This is a genomic window from Mesorhizobium sp. Pch-S, from assembly GCF_004136315.1.
In the GTDB taxonomy this organism is placed as follows: Bacteria; Pseudomonadota; Alphaproteobacteria; order Rhizobiales; family Rhizobiaceae; genus Mesorhizobium.
In genome coordinates this window covers 1,866,741-1,892,319 of the sequence record NZ_CP029562.1, presented here as the reverse complement: position 1 = coordinate 1,892,319, position 25,579 = coordinate 1,866,741, and the positions used below count along the sequence as shown (strand labels likewise).

21 protein-coding genes and 1 pseudogene are annotated in these 25,579 nt (G+C 63.6%); 19 read left to right on the top strand and 3 right to left on the bottom strand.

The annotated features are described in order from the left end of the window. Window positions 1-25 precede the first annotated feature (25 nt). From C1M53_RS08715 to C1M53_RS08685, 7 genes are all read left to right on the top strand, one after another. Window positions 26-2,044, top strand: coding sequence for an acetoacetate--CoA ligase (locus C1M53_RS08715; RefSeq protein ID WP_129411886.1), 2,019 nt, complete (start codon window positions 26-28; stop codon window positions 2,042-2,044). Continuing rightward, window positions 2,041-3,768 (top strand): alpha/beta fold hydrolase, encoded by a 1,728-nt coding sequence (locus C1M53_RS08710; RefSeq protein ID WP_165358097.1) that lies wholly within the window; start codon window positions 2,041-2,043, stop codon window positions 3,766-3,768. Before C1M53_RS08715 ends, C1M53_RS08710 begins: the two co-directional genes overlap by 4 nt. Beyond that, complete coding sequence (phaZ, locus tag C1M53_RS08705) at window positions 3,755-4,642, top strand: poly(3-hydroxyalkanoate) depolymerase (protein WP_245488489.1); 888 nt, start codon at window positions 3,755-3,757, stop codon at window positions 4,640-4,642. The genes C1M53_RS08710 and phaZ overlap by 14 nt, the downstream gene beginning before the upstream one ends. Further along, on the top strand, window positions 4,629-5,453 hold the full coding sequence (locus C1M53_RS08700) for an SDR family oxidoreductase (protein WP_207213081.1): 825 nt from the start codon (window positions 4,629-4,631) through the stop codon (window positions 5,451-5,453). Before phaZ ends, C1M53_RS08700 begins: the two co-directional genes overlap by 14 nt. A gap of 147 nt (window positions 5,454-5,600) precedes the next feature. Next, window positions 5,601-6,203, top strand: coding sequence for a TetR/AcrR family transcriptional regulator (locus C1M53_RS08695; RefSeq protein WP_245488488.1), 603 nt, complete (start codon window positions 5,601-5,603; stop codon window positions 6,201-6,203). Window positions 6,204-6,282: 79 nt separating this feature from the next. Further along, complete coding sequence (locus C1M53_RS08690; protein ID WP_129411882.1) at window positions 6,283-6,861, top strand: DUF1349 domain-containing protein; 579 nt, start codon at window positions 6,283-6,285, stop codon at window positions 6,859-6,861. A 114-nt stretch (window positions 6,862-6,975) separates the two neighbouring features. Beyond that, window positions 6,976-7,626 carry a VOC family protein gene (locus C1M53_RS08685; protein ID WP_129411881.1) on the top strand — a complete coding sequence of 217 codons (651 nt, stop codon included), beginning with the start codon at window positions 6,976-6,978 and terminating at the stop codon, window positions 7,624-7,626. Between the two features lie 84 nt (window positions 7,627-7,710). Here the strand turns inward: C1M53_RS08685 and C1M53_RS08680 are convergent, their stop codons facing one another. Next, on the bottom strand, window positions 7,711-8,736 hold the full coding sequence (locus tag C1M53_RS08680) for a LacI family DNA-binding transcriptional regulator (protein WP_129411880.1): 1,026 nt from the start codon (window positions 8,734-8,736) through the stop codon (window positions 7,711-7,713). A 220-nt stretch (window positions 8,737-8,956) separates the two neighbouring features. Between C1M53_RS08680 and C1M53_RS08675 the strand changes: the two genes are divergently transcribed. The 3 genes from C1M53_RS08675 to C1M53_RS08665 are packed head-to-tail and all read left to right on the top strand — an operon-like array spanning window position 8,957 to window position 12,829. Beyond that, window positions 8,957-10,558 carry a sugar ABC transporter ATP-binding protein gene (locus tag C1M53_RS08675; RefSeq protein ID WP_129411879.1) on the top strand — a complete coding sequence of 534 codons (1,602 nt, stop codon included), beginning with the start codon at window positions 8,957-8,959 and terminating at the stop codon, window positions 10,556-10,558. After that, window positions 10,555-11,877 carry an ABC transporter permease gene (locus tag C1M53_RS08670; protein WP_129411878.1) on the top strand — a complete coding sequence of 441 codons (1,323 nt, stop codon included), beginning with the start codon at window positions 10,555-10,557 and terminating at the stop codon, window positions 11,875-11,877. The genes C1M53_RS08675 and C1M53_RS08670 overlap by 4 nt, the downstream gene beginning before the upstream one ends. Continuing rightward, the gene (locus tag C1M53_RS08665; RefSeq protein WP_129411877.1) at window positions 11,864-12,829 is read left to right on the top strand and encodes a substrate-binding domain-containing protein; all 966 of its coding nucleotides are present in this window, start codon (window positions 11,864-11,866) and stop codon (window positions 12,827-12,829) included. The genes C1M53_RS08670 and C1M53_RS08665 overlap by 14 nt, the downstream gene beginning before the upstream one ends. Before the next feature lie 74 nt (window positions 12,830-12,903). Here C1M53_RS08665 and C1M53_RS08660 read toward each other — a convergent pair whose 3' ends face one another. Then, window positions 12,904-13,818, bottom strand: coding sequence for a LysR family transcriptional regulator (locus C1M53_RS08660; RefSeq protein WP_207213080.1), 915 nt, complete (start codon window positions 13,816-13,818; stop codon window positions 12,904-12,906). 111 nt (window positions 13,819-13,929) lie between these two features. On the opposite strand from C1M53_RS08660, the gene C1M53_RS08655 reads away from it, so the two are divergent. The 3 genes from C1M53_RS08655 (at window position 13,930) to C1M53_RS08645 (ending at window position 17,419) form a co-directional block, all read left to right on the top strand. Next, complete coding sequence (locus C1M53_RS08655; RefSeq protein WP_129411876.1) at window positions 13,930-15,657, top strand: amidohydrolase family protein; 1,728 nt, start codon at window positions 13,930-13,932, stop codon at window positions 15,655-15,657. Window positions 15,658-15,739: 82 nt separating this feature from the next. Then, complete coding sequence (locus C1M53_RS08650; protein WP_129411875.1) at window positions 15,740-16,450, top strand: DUF6198 family protein; 711 nt, start codon at window positions 15,740-15,742, stop codon at window positions 16,448-16,450. Window positions 16,451-16,765: 315 nt separating this feature from the next. Next, window positions 16,766-17,419 carry a TerC family protein gene (locus C1M53_RS08645; protein ID WP_129411874.1) on the top strand — a complete coding sequence of 218 codons (654 nt, stop codon included), beginning with the start codon at window positions 16,766-16,768 and terminating at the stop codon, window positions 17,417-17,419. Window positions 17,420-17,518: 99 nt separating this feature from the next. On the opposite strand, the gene C1M53_RS08640 is transcribed toward C1M53_RS08645, so the two are convergent. After that, the gene (locus C1M53_RS08640) at window positions 17,519-19,621 is read right to left on the bottom strand and encodes a bifunctional rhamnulose-1-phosphate aldolase/short-chain dehydrogenase (protein ID WP_129411873.1); all 2,103 of its coding nucleotides are present in this window, start codon (window positions 19,619-19,621) and stop codon (window positions 17,519-17,521) included. Window positions 19,622-19,850: 229 nt separating this feature from the next. Between C1M53_RS08640 and C1M53_RS08635 the strand changes: the two genes are divergently transcribed. From C1M53_RS08635 to C1M53_RS32460, 6 genes and pseudogenes are all read left to right on the top strand, one after another. Next, on the top strand, window positions 19,851-20,645 hold the full coding sequence (locus C1M53_RS08635; protein WP_129411872.1) for a DeoR/GlpR family DNA-binding transcription regulator: 795 nt from the start codon (window positions 19,851-19,853) through the stop codon (window positions 20,643-20,645). Then, window positions 20,642-22,048: a carbohydrate kinase gene (locus tag C1M53_RS08630; RefSeq protein WP_129411871.1), complete on the top strand. Its 1,407-nt coding sequence runs from the start codon at window positions 20,642-20,644 to the stop codon at window positions 22,046-22,048. The genes C1M53_RS08635 and C1M53_RS08630 overlap by 4 nt, the downstream gene beginning before the upstream one ends. Next, entirely contained in the window at window positions 22,045-23,556 is a 1,512-nt protein-coding gene (locus C1M53_RS08625; RefSeq protein ID WP_348630033.1) for a sugar ABC transporter ATP-binding protein, read from the top strand. The genes C1M53_RS08630 and C1M53_RS08625 overlap by 4 nt, the downstream gene beginning before the upstream one ends. A gap of 44 nt (window positions 23,557-23,600) precedes the next feature. Next, window positions 23,601-24,557, top strand: coding sequence for an ABC transporter permease (locus C1M53_RS08620; protein WP_129416081.1), 957 nt, complete (start codon window positions 23,601-23,603; stop codon window positions 24,555-24,557). Between the two features lie 10 nt (window positions 24,558-24,567). Beyond that, window positions 24,568-24,921: pseudogene (locus tag C1M53_RS32465) on the top strand (ABC transporter permease); the annotation flags it as partial. A 98-nt stretch (window positions 24,922-25,019) separates the two neighbouring features. Continuing rightward, entirely contained in the window at window positions 25,020-25,523 is a 504-nt protein-coding gene (locus C1M53_RS32460) for an ABC transporter permease (RefSeq protein WP_348630049.1), read from the top strand. Window positions 25,524-25,579: the final 56 nt, after the last annotated feature.

Sequence of the window (25,579 nt, the reverse complement as noted above, 5' to 3'; positions counted from 1 at the left end):
ACATCGGAATCCGTGGGAGGTGGAAATGGTCAGTGAAGGCGAATTGTTGTGGACGCCGAAGCAGGCGTTCGTCGAACGCTCCAACCTGCATGCGTACATGCAGTGGCTGAAGACGGAGCGCGGTCTCGATTTCACCGAATACGAACCGCTGCGGCAATGGTCGGTCACCGAGATCGAAGCATTCTGGGCAAGCATCTGGGACTATTTCGACGTCCAGTCGGGCACGCCTTACGCGCAGGTGCTGGACAGTCGAAGGATGCCGGGCGCGAAATGGTTCGAGGGATCGACGGTCAATTATGCCGAACATCTCCTGCGCTACGAGACGAAGGCGCGGCCGGGCGACGTTGCCTTCCATCACCTCTCGGAGACCCGGCCGCTTGGGCGGATGGGATGGACCGAGCTCGGCAATGACGTGCGCAAGCTGGCGACGCAGCTGCGCAGGCTGGGTGTGAAGCCTGGGGACCGCGTGGTTTCCTATATGCCGAACCTGCCCGAGACGGCGGTAGCGATGATCGCGGTCATCGCCATCGGCGCGATCTGGTCGAGCGCGGCACCGGAATTCGGCGTGAAGACCGTGATCGAGCGTTTCGCGCAGATCGAGCCGAAGCTGATCTTCGCTGCGGACGGTTACCGTTTTGGCGGCAAGGACTTCGATCGGCGCGGCGACGTCAAGTCGATCACCGATGCGCTGCCGACGCTGGAGCACGTGATCTGGCTGCCCTATCTCGATCGCGATGCCCGGCTTGAGGGCGTCGACAATGTCACCGACTGGCAGGCGCTGATGGATATCCAGGCGCCGTCGCGCGCCGATTTCGAATTCGAGCGCGTGGGCCACGACCATCCGATCTGGATCCTGTTCTCGTCGGGGACGACGGGCCTGCCGAAGGCGATCGTGCACAGCCATGTCGGTGTGCTGGTCGAGCACCTGAAACTCATGCACTTCCAGCTCGATCTCAAGCCCGGATCGAACATGTTCTTCTATTCGACGACGGGCTGGATGATGTTCAACCTTCTGGTGGCCGCGCTCCTGACCGGCTCGTCCGCCACGCTTTATGACGGCAATCCCGCTCACCCCGAAACGGATTTCCTGTGGAAGCTTGCCGCCGATACCGGGGCGACGATGTTCGGCGCCAGCCCGACCTTCGTGCAGATCATGGAAAAGGCCGGGCTGGAACCGGGCAGGAAATTCGACCTGTCGGCGCTGGAATGCGTAATGGCGGCGGGCGCTCCTTCGACGCCGGAAACCTTCGCCTGGTTCTACAAGGGCGTGAAGGAGGATCTCTGGGTTACGTCGCAGTCCGGTGGCACCGAGATCTGCTCGGGCTTCGTCGGGGCGGCACCGAGCCTGCCTGTCCATGCCGGTGAAATCCAGACCCGCATGCTGGGCATGGATGTGCGCTCCTGGGGCGATGACGGCAGGGAGCTGGTGGACGAGGTGGGTGAGCTGGTCGTCACCAGTCCTTTTCCGTCGATGCCGGTGAAATTCTGGAACGATGCCGACGGCAAGCGCTACCACGAATCCTACTTCGACGTGTTTGCCGGGGTCTGGCGTCACGGCGACTTCCTGAAGATCAACCAGCGCGGCGGCTGCTACATCTATGGCCGTTCGGACTCGACGCTGAACCGCTACGGCGTCCGCATCGGCACGGCCGAGATCTATCGCTCCGTCGAACAGCAGCCGGAGGTGGCCGACAGCCTGATCGTGTGCTGCGAACTGCCCGGCGGCAATTTCTTCATGCCGCTCTTCGTCAAACTCAAACCTGGCTTCGAGATGTCCGACGAGATCCGCGCCGGCATCAACAAGCGGCTCAGGCAGGACTACAGCCCACGGCACGTGCCGGACAGGATCTACGCGATCGACGCCGTACCCTACACGCTGACCGGCAAGAAGATGGAAGTGCCGATCCGCAAGATCCTGATGGGCTGGGAACCCGGCAAGGCGGCGAGCCGCGATGCGATGGCGAACCCGGACGCGCTTGCCTATTTCGTCGAGTTCGCAAGGTCGTCCACCGACTATCAATGGCGGGCGGAGGCATCCGCATGAGCCCCGGCAAGCGGGCACAGGCCGGGCCGGCCAACGACAGCGGGACGGCCAGCGAGCAGGTCAGGCGAACGATCGACAGTGCGCTCGGCCAGAATGTGACCGGCGATTTCCTGCCGTCCGACCTGTATGGCACCGCGATCGACATGGTCTTCCGGGCGGCGCGCCAGCCGATGGCACTTGGCAGGGCGACGCTGGATTTCTGGACCGATATCGCCAGGATCGCCACCGGAACCGCGGAGAAACGGGAACCCGAGCAGGGTGACCGCAGGTTCAGCGACAAGGCCTACACCGAGAACCTGTTCTATGCCGGACTGCTTCAGGGCTATCTCGCCTGGCGCTCCGCGCTGAAGGGTTTCGCGGACGTCGCGCTGAACGAAAAGGAGCGTTTCCTGCTCGACCAGCTCGTCGAGGCCGGTGCTCCGACCAACAGCCTGTTCGGCAATCCGGCAGCGTTGCGTGCGGCCGTCGAATCCGGTGGTGCCAGCCTGGTGCGTGGGGCAAGGAACCTGGCCGGGGACATCGCAAAGCTGCGCCCGATTCCATCGCAGGTCGATGACAGCGCGTTCAGGGTCGGCGAAAACCTGGCTGTGTCGCCGGGCTCGGTCGTGCTGCGCACGGAGATGTTCGAACTGATCCAGTATCGGGCGCAGACCGAAAAGGTGCATGAGCGCCCGATCGTCATCGTGCCTTCCATCGTCAACAAGTTCTACATCTTCGATATCGCGCCGGGTCGCTCGATCATCGAGCACTACATCCGGAGCGGCCACACCGTTTTCATGCTGGCCTGGCGCAATCCGCAGAAGCGGCATGATCGCTGGGGCATGGGCGAGTATCAGGACGCGATCGACACCGCCATCGGCACCGCGTCCGCCATCACCGGTTCGAACGATGTCAATCTGTGGGCGGTGTGCGGTGCCGGCCCCGTCGCCGTCTCGCTTGCCGGTTATTATGCCGCCAGGAAGACCCGCAGGATCAACAGCCTGCTGCTGGTCGTCTCGCCGCTCGACACCAAGGCGATGGCGCAGGCACCGTCGCTCAGTGCCTTTGCCGAGCCGCGCAACGAGATGGCCCGCAAGGTGGTGCGCAAGGTGAGTCGCAACAAGCGGATCAGCGCCAACGAGTTCACGCTGCTGTTTGCCATGCTGCGGCCCAACGACCTGATCTGGAATTACTGGGTCTCCAACTATCTGATGGGCACCACGCCTGCTGCTTTCGACGTGCTTTACTGGAACGGCGACGGGACTGGCATGACCGCGCAGTTCAACCATGATTTTTCGGCCTTCGTGGACGCGAATCCGTTCCTTGAGGACGGCGCGATGGAAGTGCGCGGCACCGCGATCGCGCCGGTGTCGCAGCTCGACATCGACAGCTATGTCCTGGGCGCCGCCAACGACCATCTCTGCGTCTGGCAGAGTGTCTATCGCAGCGCCCGGCTCCTGGGGGAGCGCAGCCAGTTCGTGCTCGGCAACAGCGGCCATATCCAGACCATCGTCTCGCCGCCGGGAAACCCGAGGGCCAGCTTCTTCACCAACGAGAACAAACCGGAGTCGGCGGAAGAGTGGCTGACGACCGCGGAAAAACACGCCGGCAGCTGGTGGGATCATGGCGTTGCATGGACCTCCGCCCGCGCCGGCAAGATGGTTGGCGCGCCACGAGCGGAAGGCAACGCCGAATTCCCCCCACTATGTGCCGCACCCGGGACCTATGTTCATGAGCGTGGATGAGACCTTGCGGCGCAGGAATGAGACAGCCTCTGACCGCCCGGTTGCCGGCACCGGCAGGCGCGAGATGTCGTCGCGCCAGCTCAGGGTTTTCGGCAAGAGCATCCGTGTCGCCGTCTGGCCGTGTCCTGGCAAGGCCAGGACCCCGCTGCTGCTGCTGAACGGCATTGGCGCCAGCCTGGAGATGCTGATGCCTTTCGCTGATGCGCTCGTCGACCGCGAGATCATCGCCTTCGACGTGCCGGGTTCGGGAAAGTCCGAAGCGACGATCCTGCCTTACCGCCTGTGGATGCTGTCCATGCTGGCATCGGGTGTCCTCGACCAGCTGGGTTATGGCCGGGTGGATGTGCTGGGTGTTTCCTGGGGCGGTGCCCTGGCGCAGCAGTTCGCGCTGCAGAATCCGCGCCGCTGCCGCAAGCTGGTTCTCGCGGCAACCTCACAGGGCATGCTGATGGTTCCGCCAAGGCTGTCGGTGCTGTCGAAATTCATGACCCCGAGGCGGTTCAATGACGCCGGCTACCGCAAGCAGATCGCCGGCGAGATCTATGGAGGCAAGGCGCGCACCGAACAGCTGCTGGTCGAGGAGTTTCGAACGACGAGCCGCCGCGGCTATCTCTACCAGCAGCTGGCGCTGCTGGGCTGGACCAGCATGCCCTGGCTTCCGCTGCTCGCGCAGCCGACGCTGGTGTTGGCCGGTGACGACGATCCGGTCGTTCCGCTCGCCAATGCACGCGTCCTCTCGATGCTGATCCGCGACAGCCGCCTGCGTGTTCTCAACGATGGTCATCTGTTTCTGATCTCGAGCGCGGAGGAGGCCGCCAAAGCGGTTCGCGAATTCCTGGACACCAATGGGAGGGACAACAATGGGAAAGCTTGATGGCAAGGTCGCGCTGATTACAGGTTCCGGCCGCGGGATCGGCCGCGAGATCGCCTTGAAGCTGGCAAATGAGGGCGCCAGCATCGTCATCAACGATCTCGATGCTTCCCTGGCCGAGGAAACGGTCGAGGCGGTGAAGCTGCTGGGCACCGGAGCGGTTGCCTGCGTCGGCTCGGTGACGGAGTCCGACTTCGGCGATCGCCTGGTGAAGACGGCTCTCGACGCACTAGGCGGCATCGACATCATCGTCAACAATGCCGGCTACACATGGGACAACACGGTCGGCAAGATGACCGACGAACAATGGTACGCCATGATCGACGTTCACATGACCGCGCCGTTTCGCGTGCTGCGTGCGGCGTCGGATTTCATCCGGCTGGCGGCCAGGAAGGAAGCCGAGGAGGGCCGCGAGGTTTTCCGCAAGGTCGTCAACATCTCCTCGCTTGCCGGCGTCGGCGGCAATGCCGGCCAACTGGGCTATGGCGCAGCCAAGGCCGGCGTCAACGGCATGACCAAGGTCATGGCGAAGGAGTGGGGGCGCTACAAGGTCGACGTGAATTCCGTCGCCTTCGGTCTGATCAGGACCCGCCTGACCGAAGTCGCCGGCGGCGCCGGCGCGATCAAGATCGAAGGCAAGGACATCAAGGTGGGGGTCAATCCCGATGTGATGAAGGCGATGGAAGCCGGCATCCCGCTCGGCCGCGCCGGCACGCCGGAAGAAGCGGCGGGAGCGGTCTACCTGTTCTGCATTCCGGAATCGAACTACGTCAGCGGCCAGGTGCTCGTCTGCAGCGGCGGCTACATGTTCTGATCCGGGAAACGCCAACATGTCACGGTCGCAAAGCGGCCGAACACGTTGAACTTACTTAAGCAATAAACCATATTGCCGCGAGAGAGTTGGATATGAAGGCCTTTGATGCAAACTGCCCCGCGACAGCGTGCCGAGCGGCGACCTCCGGTGGATAAGTATCTGGAGCGTCGGGCCGAATTGGTCGAGGCGGCCCTTCAGACACTGGCGGAGATGGGTTATGCGCGCACCAGCCTGCGCGAAATCGCGCAGAAGTCGCGCTTTTCCCACGGTGCCATCCACTACTATTTCAGCGACAAGGTCGACCTGATTGCCTATTGCGTACGCGAGTACAAGGCAAAATGCGTCAAGCGTTACGACCAGATCGTGCTTGATGCGACCTCCTATCAGGAGCTTGAAAGCCGGTTCGCCGAGGGGCTCGTCCAGACCCTGCGCGAAGAGGCTCTGCTTCACCGCCTGTGGTATGACCTGCGGGCGCAGGCACTCTACGAAGACGCATTTCGCGCGGATGTGAACGAGATCGACAAAAGTCTCGAGCAGATGGTCTGGCGTGTGATCTCGCGGGCATTTGCCTTGAGCGGCAAGGAGCCCAGCATATCGCCGCCGGTGGCCTACGCAGCACTCGATGGTCTGTTCCAGTCGGCCTTGCTGAATTTCCTCAACGAGGATCCGGACGCATTGCCCAATCTGAAATACAGGGTGTGCGAATTCCTTTCGCTGGCTTGCCAGACCCAGAAACCAGCCGGAAGTTAATCGAGGCCCGTCGACCGGCTCCCGGCCGGACGGTCCGTGACATCCGGCGCGCCTTCATCCAAGCGAACGGTCTTCACTCATGGCAGCGCAGTTTTCCTGGCTCAACGAGCCCAAGTCCTGGTCGGGCGATGCCGCTGCGCTGAAGCTCAGGACGGAGCCGGATACGGATTTCTGGCGCGAGACTTTTTACGGCTTCATCCGCGACAGCGGCCATGCCTATATCTGTCCGGTGACAGGCGACTTCACCGCTGAGGCGACCGTGCTCGGCGACTATGCCGATCTCTATGACCAGGCCGGCCTTTTCCTGCGGCTGGACGAAGAACACTGGATCAAGGCAGGCATCGAATACACCGACGGCATGATGCACTTTTCCGTCGTCGTCACGCGCGGCGTCTCGGACTGGTCCGTCATTCCGCTGCCTGCTGCGAAGTCGACCGATCCGGTCCGCATCCGCCTGACCCGGCACGACGACGCCGTGCGCGTCCAGTATGCGGTCGACGACATGGCCTGGCAGATGGCGCGGCTGTGTCCGTTCCCGGCGACTGAGGCCCGGATCGGCGTCATGGCCTGCTCACCGCAGGGGCCGGGCTTTGACGTGGCCTTCTCGGGCTTTGCCGTGGGTGAGGCGATCCCGCGCGATCTCCACGCGGCGGGCTAGTCCCGTTGACAAGCCACCGGCCACGCAGCCATCATGCAGCCGTTGCTGTAGGGCGCATCGGCTGAGGCTGAAAGGGCAATGCCCACCTACGATACATGAACCGTAGCTGCGCCCATGCCGAACCTCGAAAACCTCAGGAAGCAAGCCAAGCAGTATTTGCGCTGGCATCGCGAGCGGTACTATCCGGTCGCGACCGAGATCAGGGCTGTGCTGCCTCGTTTCCGGCATCTGATCGATGATGCTCAGGTGCTGGAGGCAGAATTCAAGCTCAGCGATGCGCAGGAGCTTGTGGCCCGCAAGCAGGGCTTCGATGGATGGCAGGCGCTCAAGGCAGGAATCCCAGCCATGAGTACTCAACCCAAACCGGCAATGGCGGCTCCGTTCCTCAGCGGGACGGCCGCCCTCCTTTACGTCGCGGATGTGAAGGCATCATGCGAGTTCTTCACGTCCAGGCTCGGTTTTGAAGTCGATTTCGTCTATGGCGACCCGCCATTTTACGCCGCCGTCAAACGCGATCGTGCGCAGCTCTGTTTGCGGCTTGTGTGCGAGCCGGTCTTCGTCGGAGACATCCGCCAGCGCGAGCATCTTTTGTCGGCTTCGATCACCGTCGATACGGCGGCAGAGATCAAGCAACTCTTCCTGGAATTCCAGTCGGCGGGGGTGGGTTTCCATCAGGACTTGAAGAAAGAACCCTGGGGTGCACGGGATTTCATCGTGCTCGATCCCGATGGCAACCTGATCCTGTTCGCGGGACCCGGTGGCTAGAGCGTTTCCGTTCTTCACGGAAATGCGCAAAATAAAAGTGTTAGAGCGTCCTTTGCGCGTCCAAACGGACGCGCGGCGCTCCGATCATGCCACCGAAGCGGCTATGTTGGCCCCCGCCTGCAGCGGCCGGCAGGAATTGCGCACCATCAGCCGCCCTTTCAGCACAAGACGGCGCGAGGGAGCTTCGCGGTTGCCGTTGAGGCGGTCGAGCAGCAAGCTCGCCGTCTGCTCGCCGATCGCCTGCACCGGCTGCGCGATGGTGGTCAGCTGCGGGTTGAAGACGTCGGCCCAGGGGAAGTCGTCGAAGCAGATGACGGAGACGTCCTCCGGGCAGGACAGGCCGAGGTCGCGGATCGCCTTCATGGCGCCGACCACCATCGGGTTGTTGGCGGAGAAGATCGCGGTCGGGCGATCGTGCAGGGAAAGCAGTTGCATCGCGGCCGTGTAGCCGTCGGCCTCATGCAGGTCGCCGGAGCGCACCAGGCTCTGGTCGAAGTCGAGCCCGCCATGAAGCAGCGCCTCGTGATAGCCGGTCATGCGGTCGCGCATCGGCGTGATGTTGAAGGCGCCGGTGATGTAGCCGATGCGGCGGTGGCCGAGATCGAGCAGGTAGGTGATCGCCTCGAACACGGCCTGATGGTTGTCGAGCACGACCCGATCGCTGTCGACCCCGTCGACTTCGCGGTCGAGCAGCACCACCGGCACGTTGGCGCGTTCGACTGTCTCCCTCAGATAGGCGCCGTCACCGACGCGGGCGATGATCAGGCCGTCGACCATGCGGTCGAGCAGCAGCCGGATCTGTTCGTCCTGATTGCTCAGGTCCTCATCGGTGCAGCACAGCATCACCGCATAGCCGGCGCGGTCGAAGGCCTGCTGGATGACGGAGACGACGTCGGTGAAGAACGGGTTGGTGATGTGCGGCACCGTCAGCCCGATCGTGCGGGTGGTGCCGATCTTGAGGCTGCGGGCGATGGCATTGCGCTTGTAGCCGATCTCGCGGATCGCCTGTTCGATGCGAGCCGAAAGCTCCTGGCTGACCGTGGTGGTGCCGTTGATGTAAGCAGAAACCGTCGCCACCGAAACGCGCGCGGCTTCCGCGACGTGCAGCATGGTGGGTGCGCCGCTCTTTCGGGATTTTCTGAGGCTTGGCTCGGTCATTTTCGAAACGTTTTGAAGCGCGTCAATTGCCAATACCTATGGAATTCTCCTGTTTTTAGCAAGAATCAAAAAAACATCGCATCCGCTGCCCGACTCCATCCTTGACTAAATCGAAACGTTTAGATTAGCTTTTCACCATCACTGGCAGCACGGTAGGGAGGCCGTTCCTGTCATGGCCGAACGTGAATCCGTACCGGAACATGATGCCCCCGTGGCGGGGCAGCCGGTGCTTGCCGCCAGCAACATCTCGAAGGCTTTCGGTGGCGTCGTCGCGCTGAGCGACGTCGGCTTCGATCTGCGGCGCGGCGAGATCCACGCGCTGATGGGCGAGAACGGCGCCGGCAAGTCGACGCTGATGAAGATCCTTTCCGGCGTCTACACCGACTATGAGGGGACCGTCTCCGTCGCCGGCCAGCCGGTGCGGTTTTCCGGCGTGCGCGACGCCGAGGATGCCGGAATCGCCATCATCCACCAGGAGCTGAACCTCGTCCCCGAACTGAGCGTCGCCGAGAACATCTTCCTTGGCCGGGAAAAGCTGATCGCCGGCCTGATCGTCGACCGCAAGGCAAGTCTTGCCGCATCGCGCACCCTGCTCAAATCGCTGGGTATCGATCTCGACCCGGAGGCGCGTGTCGGCGGCCTGCGGGTCGGCGAGCAGCAGCTGGTCGAGATCGCCAAGGCGCTGTCGAAGGATGCGCGCATCCTGATCATGGACGAGCCGACCTCGGCGCTGTCGCCGGCCGAATGCCAGCGGCTCTTCCGCATCATGCGCCAGCTGGCGGCGCAGGGCGTCGCCATCGTCTACATTTCGCATCGCATCGACGAGGTCATGCATCTTGCCGATCGCACCACGGTCTTCCGCGACGGACGCCATGTGCTGACGCGCGCGATGAACGAACTCAACGAAGACAGGCTGATTGCCGCCATGGTCGGGCGCACCCTGCTTGATGCGTCCACCGCCATGCGCGCCGCCCACTACGACATGCCGATCCTGACGGTGCGCAACCTTTCCTTCGACAGGCCGGATCGGGTCGACGGAGTCGCCCGCCATGGCTGGCGCAAGGTCATCTCCGGCGTCAGCTTCGATCTAGGGCGCGGCGAGATCCTCGGCATCGGCGGGCTGCTCGGTTCCGGCCGTACCGAAATCCTGCAAGCGATCTTCGGCAGCGCGCAAGGCAGGGTCGACAGCGACGTCCGGCTGGACGGCAAGCCGGTGGCGATCCGTTCGCCGCGCGATGCGCGCCGTCTCGGCATCGCACTGGTCACCGAGGACCGCAAGGCGGAGGGGCTCTATCTCAAGGCTTCGATCGTCGACAATGTCGCGCTGCCTTTGGTCGGCACGCTGTCGCGATTCGGCCTGCGCTCCGTCTCGGGCGAAAAGGCGCTGGCCGATGAGGCCGTCAAGGCGCTGGGCATCCGTTGCAGCGGCATCGACCAGATCGCCAACACCCTGTCCGGCGGCAACCAGCAGAAGGTGGTGATCGGCAAGTGGCTGGCCACCAAGCCGCGCGTGCTGCTGCTCGACGAACCGACACGCGGCATCGACATCGGCGCCAAGCGCGAGATCTACGACCTCGTCTTCAGGCTGGCCGACGAGGGGCTCGCCATCATCGTCGTCAGTTCCGAGATGCCGGAGCTGCTGCATCTGTCTGACCGCATCCTGGTGATGGCCGAAGGCCGCCAGACCGGAATTCTCCCCCGCAATCAGGCCAGCGAGGAACGCATCATGCAACTGGCAGCACCCCGGCATGCCAACGGGCGGACCGCGGCATGAGTGCGCTGAGGGTCCTGTCGCGCACCAAGCTTTACTGGGGGCTGATCGCCATCTTCCTGATCGGCGTGTTCTCCTCGCCGGTCACCTCCAAGGGCAGCAACATCTTCCTGTCCTACGGCAACCTGCTCGACGTGCTGCGCCAGGTCTCCACCACGGGCCTGATCGCCACCGGCATGACCGCGGTCATCATCACCGGCGGCATCGACCTCTCGGTCGGCTCGCTGATGGCGATCTGCACGGTGGTGACGGCGATGCTCTTGACGATGCCGGGCGCCACGCCGGCAGCCGTCATGGGCATCCCGGCCGTGGCTTTCATCGCCCTGTTCCTCGGTGTCGTCGTCACACGCTTCCTGTTCGCCAATCTGGCCAAACCAGCGGCCGGCACACAGCATCGGACCACCCAGCTCGATGTGACGCGCGGCGTGGCGCTGCCTGCCGTGGTTGGTGTGATCCTCTGCGCCTTCGCGCTGTGGTTCCTGCTACCTCAGGTCGGTTCGAAATTCGGCGTGCTCGGCGTTCTGATCGTAGCGCCCTGCGTCGGTCTGCTGTTCGGCGCCCTGAACGGCGTCATCATCGTCGCCGGCCGGCTGCAACCCTTCATCGTCACGCTGGCCATGATGGTGACGGCACTCGGCATAGCGCGCCTAACCGCCGGGCAGAACAACGCCGTGCTGCCGGTCTATACCGGCTCCAACGCGACTGAGGATTTCGAGGTCCTGCGCTCGCTCGCCTTCGGCTTGATCCCGATGCCGGGACTGTTCTTCCTCGGTGCCATCGTCATCTACGGCGCCGTGCTGCGCTTCACGCCATTCGGACGTTACGTCTATGCCATCGGCGGTAATGAGGAGGCCGCCCGGCTTTCCGGTATCGCCGCCGGCCGCGTCAAGATCGCCACCTATGCCATGTCGGGCCTGCTCGCCGGCATCGCCGCCGTGCTCTATGTGGCGCAGTACCGCCAGGGCAAGCCGGACGCCGGCGCCGGGCTGGAGCTGGACGCCATCGCCGCCGTCGTCATCGGCGGCACCAGTCTGATGGGCGGGCGTGGCAGCCTCGCCGGCACCTTCTGCGGCGTGCTGATCTTCGGGCTGCTCTCCAACATCCTGCAACTGCACAACATCAATTCCAACCTGCAGCTGGTGCTGAAGGGCCTGATCATCATCGGCACGGTGCTGGTGCAGGAGCGCAATGCCGCCGACCTCTTTTCCCATTTGCGCCTGCCGCGAAAGCGGCCGGCGTCGACGCCAACGCCCGCGGAGGAGCGGACGACAAAAGAGACGCAGTCTCGAACAATCGGAGGAAACGCAAATGAAACGCCGTGAATTGCTGGGGCTGGCAGCCCTGACGACAGTGCTTGCCGCCACCACCGTCCTGATGCCGGGCAGTGCCTTCGCCGAAGACAAGAAATGGACCATCGGCTTCAGCCAGGTCACCACCATCGAACCCTGGCGCGCGCAGTTCAACAAGGACATCCTTGCCGAAGCCGCCAAGCATCCGAACGTCAACCTCATCATCACCGACGGCGAGGACAAGACCGAGAAGCAGGTCGCCGATGTCGAGAACCTGATCCAGCAGGAGGTCGACGCGCTGCTGATCTCGCCGAAGGAATCGGCCGGGCTCACCGGCGTGGTGCAGAAGGCGATCGAAGCCAAGATCCCGGTCTTCGTGCTCGACCGCAATGTCGAGACCAACGATTTCACGCAGTTCGTGGGCGGCGACAACAAGCTGATCGGCCGCGCGGCGGGTGAGTATGCCGTTGGGCTTCTCGGCGGCGCGGGCAAGGCCGCCGGCAATGTCGTCGAGATCTGGGGCGGCATGGGCACGCAGGCCGCGCATGACCGCCATGACGGCTTCCATGAATTCACCGACAAGGAGCCGGGCATCAAAAACCTGCTCGACAAGCAGTCGGGCGACTGGAAGCAGGACCAGGCCTACAACATCATGGCGACCGCGCTGCGCAACAATGAGAAGATCGATCTCGTCTATGGCCACAACGACCCGATGGCCTATGGCGCCTATCTCGCCGCCAAGGATGCCGGCCGTGAAAAGGAAATGAAGTTCATCGGCATCGACGGGCTGCCCAATGAGGGCGTGCAGCTCGTCAACAAGGGCGAGCTGTCGGCGACCTTCCTCTACGCCACGCCAGGCGCCGAAGGCCTGCGCCAGGCGCTGAAATTCCTCGGCGGCGAGAAGGTCGAAAAGACCGTCATCCTGCCGACCTTGACGATCACCAAGGAAAACGCGCCGCAGATCCTCAAGGACAACGGCCTGTAAGCAGGTGTGACCCAGACAACAGCGGCCGGCAAACCATTGCCGGCCGCTGTTGCGTTGGCGGACGAAGGTCGGCGTCACTCGATGGTGGCGCGCAGCGCTCTCGCGATCTCTTCCGCGAACATGGATGTCGCCAGGCCGTGCGAGCGTCGCTCGCGCTGCACCAGCGACAGCATGTTCTTGCCCATCGCCCGGTCACGGATCGGCAGATAGGCGAGCGTGCCGCTCCGGTATTCCTCGGCGATGTCGAACTTGCTGAGGAAGGCGATGCCGTTGCCCGCCGCCGCCAGGTATTTCATCGACTCGATCGAGTTCGTCAGGAAGCTCGGTTCGACGTCGAGCCCGGCCTGCCGGAACGCGTCGGTCATGATGTCGAACATCAGCATGCTGCGGTCGGCGAAGATCAGCGGATAGTCTGCGCAGTGCGCGAGCGGCACCGATTCCATACTGGCAAGCGCGTGTTCCGGCGAGATGATGGCGCCGAGGCGGCCGTCCATTCTGGCCAGCACTTCGAGCTGCTGTTGGTCGGGCAGGTTGAAGGCGAAGCCGAGATCGGCCTCGCCATCGGCAACCGCCTGCACGATGTCGCGGATGAACATTACGCGGATCGATATCTTGATCTTCGGGTGGCGCGCGCAGAAGGCCGCCGCCACCTGCGGGACAATGCCGCCCGCCAGCCCGTTCATCGTGGCGATGATGACTTCGCCGCTCTGCAGCGCTTTCAGGTCGCGGATCTCCGCTTCGACCTGGCTGTATTCCTTCATCGTCCGGCGCACATGCGCGACCAGGATTTCGCCGGCCGGCGTCAGCCGCAGCCCGCGTGGCAGGCGCTCGAACAGTGGTTCGCCGATCGTCTCTTCCAGCTGCAGTACATGCTTGTTGATGGCGGAGGAGGCGACATGCAGTTTTTCGGCGGCGCCGCGGATCGAGCCGCTGCGCGCGACCTCGTCGAGATAGCGCAGGATACGGGAATGCAGCACCGGGAACCTCATGGCTGATTGCTCTCGAAAAGAGAGCGATGCGTGCAGAAAATACTGCTTTTCGGAAGCGGTTCAATCACCTCTTATTGTCCGCACAAGAGCGGCGAGGGAGGAACGACCAGTATGCAGCACGTCAAGATCGATCACTACGAGAAGGTCCGGGCGATCTTCGATATCCTGCATGGCAAGAAGGAAGCTGACCTTCTCGTCAGGAACCTCAACATCCTCGACGTGCATGGCGAGACGGTCTACCAGGGCTCGATCCTCGTCTACGACAAGCGCATCGTGGCACTGAATCCGGATGAGGCGACCATCAAGGTCAGGCAGGTCTTCGACGGCAAGGGGCTCTACGCGATTCCGGGCCTGATCGACGCGCACCTGCATTTCGAATCCCAGCTCGCCAATCCGACCGCGCTCGCTGAAGCCATGGTGCCGTGCGGAACCACGACGATCTTTGCCGAGTGTCTCGATCTTCTGAGTGCGGCGGGCGAGGACGGCGTGCAGGCGGCGAAGGACCTGTTCAGGGACTATCACAAGCTGCCCTATCGCCTTTTTGCCTTCGCGCCGGGCAAGAAGACGGCGGCATCGGTGACGAAAGCCGTGCTTGAGATGGAGCCTGTCATAGGCCTGGGTGAATTCGAGCATTTCACCTACAGCTCCGGCAATGACGACGACTTCCACAAGGCCGCCTGGGTTCGCGAGAAGGGTGGCTTCCTCAACGGCCATTGGGGTGTGACCGCGCTCTCCGACATGGTGCTGAACTACCTGCCGGCGATCGGCGTCTCCAACAATCATGACGTCTGGACCGGCGACGACATCGAGAAGAGCATCCGCTACGGCTTCCCGACGCACATCAAGTTCGGCGTCGGCAGCAACGAGGTGATCCGAACGCTGCTGCGCAGCATCGTCGACCGCAAGTTCCCGACCGACAATTTCATGCTGTGCACCGACAACATCTCGATCGAGCGCCTGCAGAAGATGGGCCATATGGACTGGATCATCTCGCTGTGCGCCGACATGGGCATCAATCCGATCAAGGCGATCAAGATGGCCACCTACAACACAGCCCGGTCGTTCCACATGGACGACCAGATCGGTTCGCTGACGCCGGGCCGTTTCGCCGACATCGTGCTGACCGACAGCCTGTCGCGGATCAATCCGCTCTACGTCTTCAAGGATGGCGAGCTGATCGCCGAGGGCGGCAAGCTGCTGCGCAATGCCGACATCGACTATTCCGGCATGCGCACCGCCGGGCGTCCCGGTCTCGATGATCTGACGCCGCAGGCGCTCGACATCGTGCCGCTGGAGGTTTCGGCTGATGGCCGCCAGGCCAAGGTGCTGCTGTTTGACGTCTACGGACGCGGCCACGCCAAATTCCACCAGGAGATCTGGGTTCCGCTCCGTGACGGCAAGGTCGTCCAGGAACATGAGGGCAAGACACTGAGCCGGCTTTGCGTTGTCCAGCGTTATGCCGACGGCAAGCGCCACATCGTCAGCGGCCTGTTCCAGGGCGTGAACGTAAGCCGCGGCGCCGTCGCCACCTTCTGGCCGGCTCCGACGCCCTATTTCGTCGTCGTCGGCCAGGACAGCGAGGAGATGTGTCACTGCCTGAAGCAGGTGGACCGCTATTCAGGCGCCTGCATCGTCACCGACAACAAGGTGGAGAAGGCGGTGATGCCGCTCGAAATCCACGGCGTCATGGCGGATATGACGGTGGACGAACTGACGTCCAGCGCAGCCGCCATCGATGCGGCGCTGGAAGCGATGGGCAACCGCAACGAGGGCGAGCCTGTCGTCAACAAGCTGCTCAGCCTGTTCATCTCATTGCACCGCTTCCGCTTCATGGAGTAGCGGCGGCCTGACAAATCGCGACACCTCGCAGGCGGAGGAGGCCTGTGGGGTGGAAAAACAACAATCTGGGAGGGGAATGCCTATGGCGCATCAAGCAGCCTCAGACGAAATGCAAAGCACCGGCAGCCTCAAGGCACGGTGGATCATGTATCTGCTCGGCATTTACATTTTGACCGTCGGCGTCAGCCTGGCGATCAGGGCCGGCATCGGCATCTCGCCGCAAAGCAGCCTGACCCGGACGATGACGCTGGTGTTCCCGCCGCTCAGCCAGGGGACCTACAACTTCATCCTTGAACTGATCATGCTGTTCCTGACCTATCTGGTGCTGCCGAAGGATTTCAAGCTCACCAACTTCGCTTCCCTGATCCCGGCCTTCGCGCTCGCCGTGTTCCTGGATTTCAACCTGAAGATGACCAGCTTCATCGCGCTGGACGTCTACTACCAGAAAGTGCTGCTGCTGGTGTTCGGCGACGCGGCGCTGGCCTTCGGCCTGTTCCTGATGATCCGTGCCAATCTGGTGCTGATGCCGATCGACATGTTCGTCAACACCGTCTTCAAGCGGACGGGCAGGAAATGGGGCAACATCAAAACCGCCTTCGATTGCACCCTGCTGGTCGTCGCTGCCTGCATCGGCCTGATCTTCCTGCACCAGATCATGTTCATCCGCGAAGGCACGATCCTCAACGCGATCCTCGTCGGCCAATATGTGAAGCTGTATTTCTACCTGCACAGGAAGTGGCAGGCGAGAAGCGCCCCGGCCGGCGCTGGAAACGCCAATCTTGCGAAGGGATAGTGTCCTTCTTCAGCAGCGCTTCATTCCGCCGCCGGTGCGCCGCTGGAGGAATGGCGCGCTCCAGCCTGCGCCGGCTGTTGTCATTTTCGGCACGGCGCGGTTGGCCATTGAATTTTGTCGCCATGTCGAGTAGGTGAGGTCCACCAGGCCGGGCCCCTCTGGCAGCCACCATGGCTGTGATGTCGGACTGGGATTTCAATCCGGTGGCCTGGCTGAGACGTCCCTGATTTCTGGCAACAAGTGTCGATACGCTAGCGCGATCGCGCCAGAGCAGCTCTGAAAGCTACGCCGCCCTTCAGATATCAAGGGTGCCGTATGACAGAAATTATCAATTCCTTTTTCACTCCCGAAGCGATGACCGCGCTGTTCCAGGTCATCATGATCGACCTGGTGCTCGCCGGCGACAACGCCGTCGTCATCGGCCTTGCCGCCGCCGGTCTTCCCAAGGACCAGCGCGCCAAGGCGATCCTGCTCGGCATCATCGCCGCCACCGTCCTGCGCATCGGCTTTGCCGCCGCCACCACCCAGCTTCTCCAGATCGTCGGCCTGCTCTTCGCCGGTGGACTGCTGCTTCTGTGGGTCTGCTGGAAGATGTGGAAGGAACTGCAGCATGGACATGGCCAGGAAGCGCTGGCAGGCGTAGGCGCCGATGGCGAAACTGCCCATGGCACGGCCGCGCCGAGGAAGACCTTCGCGCAGGCCGCCTGGCAGATCGTGATCGCAGACATCACCATGTCGCTCGACAATGTGCTGGCCGTCGCCGGTGCGGCGCGCGAGCATCCGTGGGTGCTGGTGTTCGGCCTCGTCCTGTCGATTGCGCTGATGGGCATCGCCGCCAGCTTCATCGCCAATCTGCTGCAGAAATACCGCTGGATCGCCTATGTCGGCCTTGCCGTCATCCTCTATGTGGCCGGCGACATGATCTACCGCGGTGGACTTGAGCTGCTGCCATACGTGAGAGGGGCATAATCCTCTGAAGTCAGGCGACTGGCATCTGGCGATGCCAGTCGCCCCACACGCGGTGCCCCCACCGCGTGCGATTGCCTGCCGACAGGGCGTGAAACTTGTTCAGCGCGTAAAGCTCTGGGCGTTGCCGGCATCGACATTGAGGATGTTGCCGGTCGATTTCGCCGACATGTCGGATGCCAGGAAATACACCGCTTCGGCGATGTCTTCCGGGAACACCGAGCGTTTCAGCATCGAGCGCTTGCGGTAGTGTTCTTCCAGCTCGTCCGGCTGCATCGAATAGGCGGCCGCGCGCTGCTCGCGCCATTCGCCGGTCCAGATCTTGGAGCCGCGCAGCACGGCGTCCGGGTTCACCGTGTTGACGCGGATCTGATGGTCCGCGCCCTCCAGCGCCAGGCAGCGGGCGAGATGGATTTCGGCCGCCTTGGCGGTGCAGTAAGCGGCTGCGTTGGGCGAGGCGGCAAGCCCGTTCTTGGAAGCGATGAAGACGATGTTGCCACCGAGCTTCTGCTGCTTGAAGGTACGGAAGGCTTCGCGCGAGACGAGGAAATAGCCCTTGGCCAGGATGTCCATGTTGCGGTTCCACATCGACAGTTCCGTGTCCTCGATCGGTGCCGATGAAGAAATGCCGGCATTGGAAACCAGGATGTCGACGCCACCGAATTGGACGGCGCTGTCGGCATAGGCGGCCGCCACGCCTGCCTCGTCGGTGACGTCGAGCCTGACGCTGCGCACGAAATCCGTGCCGAAGACCTTGGCCAGTTCGTCCTGCGCCGCGCCGAGTGCTGCCTCGTCAATGTCGGCCAGCACCACGCAGGCACCTTCGCGCAGCAGTCGGATCGCCGTCGCCTTGCCGATGCCGCCGGCGCCGCCGGTGACGAAAGCGACCTGGCCGGCCAGCGATTTCGGTTTCGGCAGGCGCTGCAGCTTGGCTTCCTCGAGCAGCCAGTATTCGATGTCGAAAGCGTCCTGTTCCGGCAGCCCGGCATAGGCGGAGACGGCCGCCGCACCGCGCATGACATTGATGGCGTTGACGTAGAACTCGGCCGAGATGCGTGCGGTGGCCTTGTCGCCGGCGAAAGTGAACATGCCGACGCCCGGCATCAGGTAGACCACCGCATTGGGATCACGGATGGCGGGCGAGTCGTCATATCTGCAGCGTTCGTAATAGGCCTGGTAGTCGGCGCGGTAGGCCTCGAGCGCGGCAGGCAAGGCTGCCGCGACCGCGTCGATGTCCGGCCTGGCCGGATCGAAACCAATCACCAGCGGCCTGATCTTGGTGCGCAGGAAGTGATCGGGGCAGGAGGTGCCGAGCGGGGCGAGCGCCTGCAGTTCGGCCGAATTGACGAATTCGAGCACTGCGTCGGAATCGTCGAAATGACCGATCTTCATAGCGCCGTGCCTTGAGATCATGCCGCGCACGATCGGCATCAGCCGTGCCGCAATGGCGCGGCGCTCGGCAGCAGGCAAGGCCTGCGTGATCGCGCCGCCGAAGGCCGGCTTGCCTTTTGTCTCACGCTCGAACCAGTCGATGGCCTGGTTGATGATTTCGACGGTGGTCGTGTAGCATTCCTTTGGCGTATCGCCCCAGGTGAACAGGCCGTGGCTCTCCAGGATGACGCCGCGCGCTTCTGGGTTCTCCGCGCAGAACTTCGCCAGCCACAGGCCGAGCTCGAAGCCGGGCCGTTTCCACGGCAGCCAGCCGATCGCATCGCCGAAGATCTTTTGCGTCAGCGTCCTGGAGTTCCTGGCAGCGGCGATCGCGATGATCGCATCCGGATGCATGTGGTCGACGAAAGGCTTCGGCACATAGGCGTGCAAGGGCGTGTCGATGGAGGCGGCGCGCGGGTTGAGGTTGAAGGTGCAGTGCGGCAGGTAGCCGACCATCTCGTCTTCATGCGCGAGGCCGCGATAGAGGTTCTTCAGCGCACGCAGCCTGTCCATGTAAAGGGTGGCGAAGCCGTCGAGCTTGATCGAGGCGCTGTCGCCGCCGGAGCCTTTCACCCACAACACCTCGACGTCTTCGCCGGTCAGCGGATCCTTCTGCCAGACCTTCGATGACGTGTTGCCGCCGCCGTAGTTGGTGATGCGCTTGTCCGAGCCCAGCAGGTTGGAGCGGTAGACGAGCCGTTCCGGCTCGCTCATCGCTGCCGCCTTGTCATCGTTCCAGAGATTGGCGAGCCGCGCCGGCTGTGTGTCGAGCATGTCTGATCCTCCCGCCGGCCTCCCAGGCACGGCATGAGCGCTAAAATCAGTCCAAGCCATGCGGTTTGTCAATCATGAAAGATTAAACTCAATCATATCGCGGCTGCTAACTGATTTATGTGCATCGCAATATGAGCGAAGTTTTTCAAAAATGACTTGCGCCATCATCGATTTTGCGTAACTTGGATCATGACGGTCGGTTCTCGGGTCGTCATGGGAGGATTTTGGCTTGAACGACTTGGTCCGCCATCGGCAGATCATCGATCTGCTGCGCGACCGGCCCTTTGCGTCGGTGCGCGAGCTGCAAGAACAGCTTGGCGTGTCGGCTGCCACGATCCGGCGCGACATCGACAAGATCGACCAGTCCGGCGGCGCGCGGAAGGTCTATGGCGGCATCTCTGCGCTGGACGGCGCAGCCTCCCAGACGACGGCCTTTGCCCGACCCTACGATGAAAACCGCGACCTCGCCGTCGATGCCAAGCGCCAGATCGCCGAGCTGGCGTCGACCATGGTGATGGATGGCGATGCCGTCATCGTCAATGGCGGCTCGACCTGCTATCACCTCGGCGTCAAGCTGGCCGAGCGCAACGTCCGCCTGTTCACCAACTCCATGCCGCTCGCCGCCTATCTCGGCGAGCACGGCAAGTGCAGCCTGACGATTGCCGGCGGCGAACTGTACCGTGAGCCGCGCGTCATCTATTCACCGTCGCAACCGGCTTTCTTTGCCTCGAAGTTCTTCCTGGGGGCGCAGGGCATCAGCGCCGACGGGTTGCTGGAATCGCATCCGTTGATGGTGCGCGCCATCCAGGATCTCAGCCGCAATGCCGACCAGGTCATCGTCCTGGCCGACAGCCGCAAATTCTCCATCCATGCCCGTCACGCGGCCCTGCCGCTGACCCGCATCGGCGTCCTGATCACCGATGACGGGCTGTCGGACCAGCATGCCAAGATGCTTGAGGCGGCCGGTATCGCCCTGCGCATCGCGCCCAGTGGGGGATTGACGGCCAATGGAGGCGCGGGATGAGCGGCCCACTCGCAGTTTTCGATCTCGGCAAGACCAATTCGAAGCTGTTTGTGTTCGCACCCGACGGCGCCCTGCTCGACGAGCGCCGCACCCGGCCGGTCTGGAAGGAGTACCGAGGCCGGCACGTGCTCGACGACGAGCGCCTCTTCGCCTGGATGAGCCGCGAACTCGCCGATGTCGTCGCCACGCATGATGTCGGCGGCCTGTTGGTCTCCGCCCATGGCTGTGCCTTCGCCCTGGTGCGCGGCGCCGAGCTTCTGCACCCGGTCCTCGATTACGAGCAGGAAATCCCGCCGTCGATCGCGCGGGTGATCGATCCGATGCTGCCGGATTTTTCGGAAAGCTACACGCCCTGGCTGCCGCTCGGCTTCTCGATCGCCCGCCACATCTACTGGCTGAAAGAGGAAGAACCACGTGCCTTTGCCGATGCGCAGGCGATCCTGTGTTATCCGCAATACTGGGGCTGGCGGTTCTCCGGCCGCCCGCTCGCGGAATGGTCCTATCTCGGCGCGCACAGCCAGCTCTGGGCGCCGTTGAAGCGGGATTTCTCCTCGCTGGTCGACCGGCTGGGCTGGCGCGGCAAGTTCCCGGAAATAGCGCCGGCCGGTGCGGTCATCGGCGAGACGCGTGTCACGCTGGCGGACGGGTCCAGCCGCACCATCAGCGTCCACAACGGCGTGCACGATTCCAACGCTGCGCTTGCCTATTACCGCATGACCGGCCTGTCCGGCTTCACGCTGGTGTCGACCGGCACTTGGGTCATCATCATCAACCTCGATTGTCCGCTCGATGCGCTCGACCGCGAGCGCGACATGATCGCCAACGTCACGGTCGATGGCGAGCCGGCGCCTTCATTGCGCTTCATGGGCGGGCGCGAATATGACCTGATCAGCGACAGCTGGAACCAGCCGATCTCGCAGCAGGCGGTCGAGCAAGTAATGGCGCGCGGCATCTTCGCCCTGCCGTCATGGGCGGCCGGCGGACCGTTTCCGGAAACCAGCGGCAGGATCGTCGGCGGCGATGTCGCGGGCGAGGAGCGCGCCGCGGTAGCCGCCCTCTACGTGCTGATGATGACCGACCTGTCGCTCGACCTGATCCGCTCCGACAATCTTCTCGTCGTCGATGGCGGCCTCGCCAAGATCAACCTTTTGACGGCGATGCTGGCGCAACTGCGCCCGGGCCAGACGGTGATCCATTCCGAGATGAGCGAAGGCTCGGCCACCGGTGCCGCCGCTCTTGCCTTCAAGGCGCTCGGAGCGATGCCGTTCCGCGATGAGACGGTGCCGGTCGCCGCGAGCAGCGTGCCAGGGCTCGAAGCCTATCGCGACCGCTGGCGCGAACTGGCCGGCAATGCTCGGGATGCCGCGCGCGCGGACAAGACCGCAAGGGAGGCAAGCCTGTGACCGCCGCCCCCTATGTCAGCCTCGCCGGCATGTCCAAGTCCTTCGTTGGCGTGAAGGCGCTGAAGGATGTCAGTTTCGACGTGCGCCCGGGTGAGGTGCACGCATTGCTTGGCGAGAACGGCGCCGGCAAGTCGACGCTGATCAAGATGATGTCCGGCCTCTATTCGCCGGATGCCGGCACCATCACGGTCGATGGCAGGGAGGTCAGGTTTGCTTCCACGCGCGATGCTTCCGCCGCCGGCATCGCCACCGTCTACCAGGAACTGCTGCTGTTTCCCGAGCTGACCGTGGCGGAGAATGTCTTTCTCGGCAACTATCCCTGCCGGCCCGGCGGCTGGATCGACTGGGCCGAGGTGCGGGCACGCACGCGCGCCTTGCTCGACCAGCTCGACACCTTCGACCTCGATGTCGACGCCAAGGTGCTGACGCTCTCGGTGGCGCAGCGCCAGCGTGTCGAGATCGCCAAGGCGCTTTCCAAGAATGCGCGCATCCTGATCATGGACGAGCCGACCGCCTCGCTGGTCGAGGCGGACGTGCAGCGCCTGATGGCGGTGGTGCGGCAGCTGCGCGAGCGCGGCGTCGGCATCGTCTATGTCAGCCACCGCATGCCGGAGATCTTCGCGCTGGCCGACCGCGTCACCGTGCTGCGCGACGGCGGCTATGTCGCCACCCGCGACATTGGCGAGGTCGACGAGGCCGCTCTCGTTGCCATGATGGTCGGCCGGCCGATCGACAGCCTGTTCCCCAAAGCCGATGCCAAGATCGGCGACACGGTGCTGGAGGTGAAGAACCTCAACCACGGCCGTCATGTGCAGGACATTTCCTTTTCCCTGCGGCGCGGTGAGATCCTCGGCGTTGCCGGCCTTGTCGGCAGTGGCCGCACCGAACTCGCGCTCACCTTGTTCGGCATGACGCCGGCGACCTCGGGCGAGATCGTGCTCGAGGGCAGGACTGTCGCCATCACCTCGCCACGCCAGGCGCGCGACCTCGGCATCGCCTATGTGCCGGAGGATCGCGGCCAGCAGGGCCTGGTGAAGCAGATGGCGATCCGCAAGAACGTATCGATGGCCTCGATCGAGCGCTTCTCGGCCGGCATCTTCATCAAGGCCGGTGAAGAGACGCAGCGCGCCCTCGACGCCGTCAAGCGGCTCAGCGTGCGCTGCCGCAATATCGGCCAGCCGGTCGGCGAACTGTCGGGCGGCAACCAGCAGAAGGTGGTGATCGCCAAATGGCTGGAGACCAATCCCAAGGTGCTGATCCTCGATGAGCCGACACGCGGCGTCGACGTCGGCGCCAAGGCCGAGATCCACACCATCATGGGTGAACTGGTGAAGCAGGGCGTAGCCATTCTGATGATCTCCAGCGAACTGCCGGAGGTGCTCGGCATGAGCGACCGCGTGCTGGTGATCAGCGGCGGCCGCCTCACCGGCGAGATCGATCGGGCCGATGCCACGCCGGAACGCGTCGGCATGGCAATGACGGCACACCAGAGCGGGGAGGCGGCGTGATGAGTGCAATCGTCGATCTGCCGCCGACCCGTCCGGCGGCGACCATGCAACGGCCGGGCTTCCTACGGCGGCTGTTTGCCGACTACGGCCAGGAGCTGGTCGTGCTGGCCGCGATCGTCGCCCTGTTCGTCGTGGTGACGATGGTCAATCCGCGCTTCATCAGCGCCAATAACCTGACCACGATCTTCTCCGGCAACGCCTATATCGCCGTCGCCGCCATCGGCATGGCCATGGTCATCATCACCGGCCATATCGACGTCTCCGTCGGTGCGCTGATCGGCGTGCTGGCGACGATCTCGGGCACGCTGGCGGTTGCCGGCTATCCTGTCTGGGTCGCCTGGCTGGCGCCGGTGCTGGTCGGCATGCTGGTCAACGCCGGTATCGGCATCCTGGTCGCCTATGCGCGCATCCCTTCGATCGTGGTGACACTCGGTGCCTTGTCGATCATGCGTGGCGGGCTGATCAGCGTCACCGGGGGCACCTGGATCACCAACCTGCCGCCCGATTTCCTGATCGCCCAGAAGAGCGTGTTCGGCCTGCCGGTGCCGCTGGTCTTCATGGTGGTGCTGACCGTGCTTGCGGCGCTCTGGATGCGCTACTCGGCCTTCGGCCGCTCGCTCTATGCCATCGGCGGCAATGCCGAGGCGGCACTCGCCACCGGTATTCCGGTCGAGCGCCGCACCGTCGCCGTGTTCATCATCCACGGCGCCTTCGCCGGTCTGGCGACCATCCTGTTCGCCACGCAGCTGCAGGTGATCCAGTCGACGGTGCCACCCAATCTGGAGCTCACCGTCATCACCGCCGCGGTCATCGGCGGCGTGTCGATCCTCGGCGGTTCCGGCACGGTCATCGGCTCGACGCTGGCGACCATCCTGTTTGCCACGATCGGCTCGGCGCTGATCTTCGTCAACGTCTCGGCCTACTGGCTGCGCGCGGTCATCGGCCTGCTGATCCTGGCGACGGTACTTGCCGACATGCTGCGTCGGCGCGGCAGGATTTGAGGGCGCCCCGATGATCCACCGCATTCACTGGAAATCCCTGCTCCGTCACGAAACCTTCCTGGCCTTGCTGCTGGTCGTTGTGCTGATCGTGCTGTCGTTCCAGTCCGATCGTTTCTTCACCGTCTCCAACCTGCTCAACCAGGGCCGGCTGATGACCGAGATCGGCCTCATCGCCATCGCCATGACCTTTGTCATCGCCACCGGCGGCATCGATCTTTCGGTCGGTTCCATCCTTGGGCTCACCGCGATCCTGACCGGGGTGTTCTGGCAGAACATCGGCCTGCCCTTGCCCCTGGCAGCGCTGGCGGCGATCGCCGTCGGCACGCTGGCGGGTTTCGGCAACGGCCTGATCATCACCCGTTTCAGCGTGCCGCCGCTGATCGCGACATTGGCCACACTGGCGCTTTATCGCGGGCTGGCGGAAGGCATTAGCCAGGCGCGTTCGGTACGCGGTTATCCGGACTGGTTCTATGTGCTCGGCCAGGGCGAGGTGCTCGGCTGCCGACGCAGCTCTGGATCCTGGCGGCGGCGGCGGTCATCGCCTCGATCATCCTGGCCTACACGCGCTGGGGCCGCACGGTCTATGCCATCGGCTCCAACGAGGTCGCCAGCCGCTTTTCCGGCCTTTCGGTGGAGAAGACCAAGCTTGCCCTCTACACCGCATCGGGTTTCGCGGCGGCGGTGGCCGGCGTGATCTTCGTCTCGCGTGTTTCGACCACGCGCTCCGACATGGGCACCGGCATTGAGCTCGACGCCATCACCGCGGTGGTGCTCGGCGGCACCTCGATCTTCGGCGGCCGCGGCACCATAGCCGGCACCATGATCGGCCTTTGCCTCATTCAGGCGCTGAAGAACGGCCTGTCGCTCGCCGGAGTGAAGGGCGACGGCACCATCATGCTCATCGGCGCGGTACTGATCCTGGCGATCCTCGCCAGCAACCTCTTCGAGAGGAGCGGCACTCGATAACAACGGGAGAAGCGTCCTTCACTGCCGCTCATCAGTGTCCGGACGAAAAATTGGAG

What these genes read in the sequence shown, in the direction of transcription:
- C1M53_RS08665 (WP_129411877.1), top strand. Translation starts at nt 11,864, where the DNA reads ATGAAACGCCGTGAATTGCTGGGGCTGGCAGCCCTGACGACAGTGCTT.
- C1M53_RS08660 (WP_207213080.1), bottom strand. Translation starts at nt 13,818, where the DNA reads ATGAGGTTCCCGGTGCTGCATTCCCGTATCCTGCGCTATCTCGACGAG.
- C1M53_RS08650 (WP_129411875.1), top strand. Translation starts at nt 15,740, where the DNA reads ATGGCGCATCAAGCAGCCTCAGACGAAATGCAAAGCACCGGCAGCCTC.
- C1M53_RS08690 (WP_129411882.1), top strand. Translation starts at nt 6,283, where the DNA reads ATGGCAGCGCAGTTTTCCTGGCTCAACGAGCCCAAGTCCTGGTCGGGC.
- C1M53_RS08670 (WP_129411878.1), top strand. Translation starts at nt 10,555, where the DNA reads ATGAGTGCGCTGAGGGTCCTGTCGCGCACCAAGCTTTACTGGGGGCTG.
- C1M53_RS08700 (WP_207213081.1), top strand. Translation starts at nt 4,629, where the DNA reads ATGGGAAAGCTTGATGGCAAGGTCGCGCTGATTACAGGTTCCGGCCGC.
- C1M53_RS08640 (WP_129411873.1), bottom strand. Translation starts at nt 19,621, where the DNA reads ATGCTCGACACACAGCCGGCGCGGCTCGCCAATCTCTGGAACGATGAC.
- C1M53_RS08715 (WP_129411886.1), top strand. Translation starts at nt 26, where the DNA reads ATGGTCAGTGAAGGCGAATTGTTGTGGACGCCGAAGCAGGCGTTCGTC.
- C1M53_RS08675 (WP_129411879.1), top strand. Translation starts at nt 8,957, where the DNA reads ATGGCCGAACGTGAATCCGTACCGGAACATGATGCCCCCGTGGCGGGG.
- C1M53_RS08620 (WP_129416081.1), top strand. Translation starts at nt 23,601, where the DNA reads ATGCAACGGCCGGGCTTCCTACGGCGGCTGTTTGCCGACTACGGCCAG.
- C1M53_RS08680 (WP_129411880.1), bottom strand. Translation starts at nt 8,736, where the DNA reads ATGCTGCACGTCGCGGAAGCCGCGCGCGTTTCGGTGGCGACGGTTTCT.
- C1M53_RS08630 (WP_129411871.1), top strand. Translation starts at nt 20,642, where the DNA reads ATGAGCGGCCCACTCGCAGTTTTCGATCTCGGCAAGACCAATTCGAAG.
- phaZ (WP_245488489.1), top strand. Translation starts at nt 3,755, where the DNA reads ATGAGCGTGGATGAGACCTTGCGGCGCAGGAATGAGACAGCCTCTGAC.
- C1M53_RS08710 (WP_165358097.1), top strand. Translation starts at nt 2,041, where the DNA reads ATGAGCCCCGGCAAGCGGGCACAGGCCGGGCCGGCCAACGACAGCGGG.
- C1M53_RS08645 (WP_129411874.1), top strand. Translation starts at nt 16,766, where the DNA reads ATGACAGAAATTATCAATTCCTTTTTCACTCCCGAAGCGATGACCGCG.
- C1M53_RS08655 (WP_129411876.1), top strand. Translation starts at nt 13,930, where the DNA reads ATGCAGCACGTCAAGATCGATCACTACGAGAAGGTCCGGGCGATCTTC.
- C1M53_RS08685 (WP_129411881.1), top strand. Translation starts at nt 6,976, where the DNA reads ATGCCGAACCTCGAAAACCTCAGGAAGCAAGCCAAGCAGTATTTGCGC.